Source organism: Pseudoalteromonas sp. TB51 (assembly GCF_000498055.1).
Lineage (GTDB): Bacteria > Pseudomonadota > Gammaproteobacteria > Enterobacterales > Alteromonadaceae > Pseudoalteromonas > Pseudoalteromonas atlantica.
Window position 1 is genome coordinate 1 of record NZ_AUTO01000350.1, and the last position, 5,821, is coordinate 5,821.

General features: G+C 39.7%; 8 protein-coding genes. 6 read left to right on the forward strand and 2 right to left on the reverse strand.

All coding sequences use genetic code 11. The annotated features are described in order from the left end of the window. From L650_RS0122620 to L650_RS0122645, 6 genes are all read left to right on the forward strand, one after another. Positions 1-224 (forward strand): DUF1365 family protein (locus tag L650_RS0122620; protein ID WP_029774495.1); only part of this gene is annotated, 224 nt, incomplete at its 5' end. Between the two features lie 53 nt (positions 225-277). Beyond that, positions 278-1,540: an SAM-dependent methyltransferase gene (locus L650_RS0122625; RefSeq protein WP_029774496.1), complete on the forward strand. Its 1,263-nt coding sequence runs from the start codon at positions 278-280 to the stop codon at positions 1,538-1,540. Further along, the gene (locus L650_RS0122630; protein WP_029774497.1) at positions 1,515-2,027 is read left to right on the forward strand and encodes a DUF2878 domain-containing protein; all 513 of its coding nucleotides are present in this window, start codon (positions 1,515-1,517) and stop codon (positions 2,025-2,027) included. Before L650_RS0122625 ends, L650_RS0122630 begins: the two co-directional genes overlap by 26 nt. 50 nt (positions 2,028-2,077) lie before the next feature. Then, positions 2,078-2,551: a chalcone isomerase family protein gene (locus L650_RS0122635; RefSeq protein ID WP_128081082.1), complete on the forward strand. Its 474-nt coding sequence runs from the start codon at positions 2,078-2,080 to the stop codon at positions 2,549-2,551. 1 nt (position 2,552) lies between these two features. Next, positions 2,553-3,092, forward strand: a complete 540-nt coding sequence (locus tag L650_RS0122640; RefSeq protein WP_024031747.1) for a DUF3833 domain-containing protein — start codon at positions 2,553-2,555, stop codon at positions 3,090-3,092. A 206-nt stretch (positions 3,093-3,298) separates the two neighbouring features. Further along, positions 3,299-3,574, forward strand: coding sequence for an HU family DNA-binding protein (locus L650_RS0122645; RefSeq protein WP_004586404.1), 276 nt, complete (start codon positions 3,299-3,301; stop codon positions 3,572-3,574). 204 nt (positions 3,575-3,778) lie between these two features. On the opposite strand, the gene ilvN is transcribed toward L650_RS0122645, so the two are convergent. Then, a complete protein-coding gene (ilvN, locus tag L650_RS0122650) occupies positions 3,779-4,276 on the reverse strand; it encodes an acetolactate synthase small subunit (protein WP_004586403.1) in 498 nt (165 codons plus the stop codon). Next, positions 4,276-5,821: biosynthetic-type acetolactate synthase large subunit (gene ilvB, locus L650_RS0122655; protein WP_029774499.1), on the reverse strand; the 1,546-nt coding region annotated here is incomplete at its 5' end. The genes ilvB and ilvN, both read right to left, overlap by 1 nt.

Consider the following 5,821-nt stretch of genomic DNA (forward strand, 5'->3'; position numbering starts at 1 on the left):
CAGCCGATAACACATTAATTCATATAGAAAATAAACGTGGGGATGAGTTGTTATTCGACGCGTCTTTACGATTAAAGCGAAGTCAGTTAACGAAGCAAGAAATTAATAAATTATTAAAAAAATTTCCTGCGATGACTTTGTCTATTTTCAAAGGTATTTATGTGCAAGCACTTAAGCTGTTTATTAAAAGGGTTCCTTTTTTAGGTCATTCAGGAAAACCTTAGTATAGTTAAACAAGCTTAGTTGCGGGTAGCGATACAATTATAAAGGGTTTAAGATGGAAAAAGTCTCGAGTATAAACTGCCAAGAGCAAACAGGTTGGTTTACAAACTTATATAAAAAGCTAGTCACCAAAGCCTTTGCAAGTATTGAAACAGGCCAAATAGTGTTAGTTGAAAACAGTCGCTCAACAGTATTCGGTCAACAACATTCAGACTTAAAAACCACGATTACCGTTAACGACACTGCCATGTACAAAGCATTTGCGCTATCTGGCAGTGTGGGTGCTGGTGAGTCTTATATTCTTGGGCAATGGTCATGTGATAACTTGACCAAACTCATCGAAATTTTTGCCATAAACCAAAAACAACTAGATGCTTTTGAAAAAAAATTCTCGTTTTTTAGTGGCCTAGCCCACCGTTTTAACCATCTTAAAAACAGCAACTCAGAATCTGGGTCGAAAAAGAATATCGTTGCACATTACGATTTAGGTAACGATTTATACGAGTCATTTTTAAGCGAGGAAATGCTTTACTCCTGCGCTGTTTATCCATCAAGAGACGCCTCTCTTGAGGATGCTCAACAAAACAAGCTTAAACAAATTTGTGAGCAGGTAGAGATAAACGAAGGCGATTCAGTTATTGAAATTGGCACAGGCTGGGGGGCGTTTGCGATTTACGCGGCCACACATTACAACTGCCATGTGACCACAACAACGATTTCTGATGAGCAATATGCCTATGTTGAAAACAAGGTTAAACAGTTAGGACTTGAAAATAATATAACTTTGCTCAAGCTTGATTACCGTTTATTAGAAGGTCAATACGACAAGCTTGTATCAATAGAGATGATAGAAGCAGTAGGGCATGAATACCTACCAAGCTTTTTTAAGCAATGTAATAGCTTGCTTAAAGAAGACGGTGCAATGCTTATCCAAGCGATCACTATTGGCGATCAACGTTATCAACATTATTTAAAAAACTCTGACTTTATTCAGCAGTATATTTTCCCCGGTGGTTGTTTGCCTTCAATTAATGAGATGAGCGAGCAAATTAAGAACAATACCGATATGGTTATTCATACTGTAAGCGACATAGGCGCGCACTATGCTAGAACACTAGCCGATTGGCGCACACGCTTTATTGATAACTGGCACACCTTAGACAGTGACAAGTTTGATGAGCGTTTTTACAGATTATGGTTATTTTACTTTGCTTACTGCGAAGGCGCTTTTAGAACGCGAGCAACCAGTACCGTTCATTTAACGGCACGTAAACCACGTTTTACTAGTCAAAATGACGAAATTGCCCTTAATTATTAATTTTGTGCTTTTTCAAACAGTGTGGTTTTTATCACTGTTTTTAGAAGCTCAATCTGTTTTATACACCTCTGGTATTGTTGTGCTTATGTTTGTTTTATCAAAGCAGCATAAGCTCGATGCGTTGCTTTTAGTCAAAGCTTTACCAATTGCGCTGTTATGTGAATACCTTGCTGTGCAGCTAAATCTTTTAGAATTTAAAGTATCCCCTTTTCCGCTTTGGTTAGCCTTGCTATGGGCAGCATTATTGCTTTGCTTAAACACATCAATGGCGTTTATTACTAACCTAAAACTTTGGCAAGCCTATTTAGTGTGCTTAGCCTTTGCGCCAATTAGTTATTATTCAGGTGCTCAATTTGGCGTGCTTAGTATTTATTCACCTGTGTGGATGTTTTGGCTTCTGTACGGCGCACTTTGGGCTGCTGCCTTTACATTAATTCTTATTATTAACCAAAAAATTAAAGCGATTATAAATTTTAGCAAGCAATAACAGGAGCTTGTATGAATATCACCGCAAAAATATGTGTAATAACGGCCACAATGATTATGGCTACTTTTTTTACCCCATTGAGCTTTAGCGAAGAGCAAACTGACTTTAAAAAAGTGGGAGAGGCGCGCATGGAATATTTATTTTGGGATGTTTACGATGCAACGTTATATACCCGCTCAGGGAGTTACAAACAGGGGGCGCACCCCGTTAAATTTACGCTCACCTATTTGAGAGACTTTGCAGCAAAAGACATTGTTAAAGCCACTAAAGAGCAATGGCAGCATTTAGGTAAAAGTGATTTATCAGCTAAGTATGCTGATAAATTACTCGCTCTTTGGCCAGACATTAAAAAAGGCGAGTCGTTAAGCTTACAAACATCACCAAGCGGTGAGGCTACTTTTTATCATAATAATAAAAAGTTAGGTGAAATTACAGACTCGCAATTTGCCAATCAGTTTTTAGCTATTTGGCTAAGCCCAAACACCTCAGAGCCAGCACTTAGAAAACAATTATTAGGGATTTAACATGCGCAATATAAATAAATTTAAACAGCTATGTATTTTAATGGCCGCATTATTTTTAGTGAGCTGCTCCGCGCCAAAAGTAGAGCACTACAATAGCAGCAACCCAGAATTTGATTTTAAAGCGTTTTTCAGTGGCGATTTGAAAGCATACGGCGTTGTGCAAGATTATAAAGGCGAACTCACACGTAAACTTGTTGTCACTATGAATGCGCGCTGGGAAGGGAACGAGGGCGTTATAGAGGAAGACTTTGTGTACGATGATGGTGAAACACAAAAGCGTATTTGGTATGTCACCCTTAATGACGATAATAGCTTGGTGGGACGTGCTGATGATGTGCTTGGCATTGCAACCGGTAAAAGCGCAGGCAGTGTGTTTCATTGGAACTATAATGTGGCCTTACCCTATGACGGCAGTACGCTTGAGGTAAATTTTGATGATTGGATGTACCTGGTTACACAATCGCGCTTGATAAACCGAACGTCTATTGTTAAGTTTGGTGTCGAGGTTGGGGAAGTGACCTTAGTTATCGAAAAAATATAGAGCAGTGTGTTATTTAAAGTGTGCCTTTTGTGTACTTAAATTAAGTTTTAGTTAACCCAACACGCTGTATTTTACCGAGAATTATTAAAATTTTACGCATTTTCGAAGTATTTAAGCAAAAAATGCAATTTGCTGTTGCTAACTCCTTAAAAATGCATAAAGATAGGTTTTGCGAAGGCAAAATAATAACGAATAGGAATCTAACAATGAATAAAGCTCAATTAGTTGAAAAAATCGCTACTGATGCAGAAATCTCTAAAGCTGCTGCTACACGTGCACTTGACGCGTTTACTGGCGCTGTAACTTCTTCTTTAAAAGAAGGTAATTCAGTTGCATTAGTAGGTTTTGGTACTTTCTCAGTTAAAGAACGTGCAGCACGTACTGGCCGTAACCCACAAACGGGTGCTGAGATCCAAATCGCAGCGGCAACTATCCCAAGCTTTAAAGCAGGTAAAGGTCTTAAAGACCAAGTAAACCCTTAATTGGCGTTTTACAGAATTTTTTAAAAAAGAGCTATTTAGCTCTTTTTTTTTGCCTGTATTAAAGCAGTGAGCTTACCTAAGTTAAGCTTATTTCCGCATGCCTAATTAGGTATTAATGCAGAGCGTTGTAAGGCAAGGCTTAGCATAAAAATCCCTGCTAATTGCTTAGCAGGGATTTAATAAAAACGCTTAAGCTTTAATTAATTACGCTTTTAGTGCTTTGTCACCACGGCCGATCCCTACAGCACCAGAGCGCACCACTTCAATAATGTCGGTTTCATGGCGTAGGGTGTCTAAAAACGATTCTATTTTGTCTGTGCTGCTTACCAGTTGTAAGCTGTAGCTTTGGCGTCCCATATCTAAAATAGCACCTTGGAACACGTCTACCACGCGTGTAACCGCTGCTCGTGTGGTTTCGTCTTGGGCAAATACTTTAACAAGTAATAATTCACGTTCGATGTGACTCATTTCAGTCAAATCAATAATTTTAAGTACATCAACTAATTTATTAACTTGTTTAGTAATTTGCTCAACGATTCTATCATCACCCATAGTGGTAATGGTGATACGTGACAGTGACTCATCATCAGTAGTACCCACTGTTAAGCTATCTATGTTGTAGGCGCGCTGCGAAAAAAGCCCAACAATGCGAGATAAGGCTCCCGGTTCGTTTTCTAATAAAATAGATAATATACGACGCATTATGCTTTTACTCCTTTACGTAACCACATCTCATCAATGCCACCTAGTTTAATTTGCATTGGGTATACATGTTCTTTTTCATCAACGTTAATATCTAAAAATACTAAACGGTCGTTAATGCTCATGGCTTTATCTATAGCAGGTTGTAGCTCATCTAAAGTATCTACCTTTATGCCTACATGGCCATAGCTTTCAACAAGTTTTACAAAGTCAGGTAATGAGTCCATATATGAAGATGAATGGCGACCGCCGTAAATCATATCTTGCCATTGGCGAACCATGCCTAGTGAGCGGTTATTTAGCGAAACCACTTTTACAGCCAAGTTGTACTGTAAACATGTTGATAGCTCTTGAATATTCATTTGAATAGAGCCATCGCCGGTTACACACACTGACTCTTTATCAGGAAAGGCAAGCTTAACACCCATCGCTGCTGGTAAGCCAAAGCCCATGGTGCCTAAGCCCCCTGAATTGATCCATTGGCGAGGGTTTTTAAATGGATAATATTGCGCTGCAAACATTTGGTGCTGACCCACATCAGAGCTTACATATGCGTCACCATTAGTGGCTTTATACACTGCTTCTATAACAGCTTGAGGCTTTATTTTATCGCCATCGGTGTTGTAGCTTAGGCACTTTTGCTCGCGCCAGCTAATAATTTGTCGCCACCAATCCTCTTGTGCACTGCGATCAATTTGAATGCTACTTTTATCTATGCCAGCTTGCAGTTGCTCCATTACAGTGGCTAAACAGCCCACAACCGGAATATGTGCTTTAATCGTTTTAGAAATAGAGGTCGGGTCTACATCAACGTGAACGATGGTTGCATTAGGGCAAAACTTTTTAACATTATTGGTTACACGATCATCAAAACGCGCTCCCAGTGCTAAAATGACATCGGCATTTGCCATTGCTTTATTGGCTTCAAGCGTGCCGTGCATACCCAGCATACCCACGTAATTTGGGTGAATACCCGAAATACCGCCTAAGCCCATTAATGTATTAGTGATAGGTGCATTTAGCGATTCAACTAAGCGGGTTAATTGCTCAGAGGTGTTAGATAAAATAATACCGCCGCCTGAGTATATAACCAGTTTTTTAGCTTCTAAAATTGCGGTAACCGCTTTGCGAATTTGTTTAGAGTGGCCCTTTGTATTTGGGCTGTAGGTTCTAAGCTCTGTTGTTTTAGGGAAGTTGTACTCAAACTTAATAGCAGGGTTAAGCATATCTTTTGGTAGCTCAACAACAACGGGTCCTGGGCGGCCAGTACTTGCAATGTAAAACGCTTTTGCCAAAATAGCCGGAATTTCTTCAGCGCTTCTGCAGTTAAAACTGTGTTTTACAACCGGGCGAGAACAGCCAACAATGTCAGTTTCTTGGAATGCATCGTCACCAATCAAGCTAGTAGGTACTTGCCCCGATAATACTACCATCGGAATTGAGTCCATATAAGCGGTGGCAATACCTGTAATACAGTTAGTTGCGCCAGGGCCTGAGGTAGCAAGTACAACACCAACTTCGCCAGTAGCTCGGGCATAACCGTCA

Bases quoted from the DNA above. Each gene is read 5' to 3' on its own strand.
- L650_RS0122640 (WP_024031747.1), top strand. From the start codon at position 2,553: ATGCGCAATATAAATAAATTTAAACAGCTATGTATTTTAATGGCCGCA.
- L650_RS0122645 (WP_004586404.1), top strand. From the start codon at position 3,299: ATGAATAAAGCTCAATTAGTTGAAAAAATCGCTACTGATGCAGAAATC.
- L650_RS0122625 (WP_029774496.1), top strand. From the start codon at position 278: ATGGAAAAAGTCTCGAGTATAAACTGCCAAGAGCAAACAGGTTGGTTT.
- L650_RS0122635 (WP_128081082.1), top strand. From the start codon at position 2,078: ATGATTATGGCTACTTTTTTTACCCCATTGAGCTTTAGCGAAGAGCAA.
- ilvN (WP_004586403.1), bottom strand. From the start codon at position 4,276: ATGCGTCGTATATTATCTATTTTATTAGAAAACGAACCGGGAGCCTTA.
- L650_RS0122630 (WP_029774497.1), top strand. From the start codon at position 1,515: ATGACGAAATTGCCCTTAATTATTAATTTTGTGCTTTTTCAAACAGTG.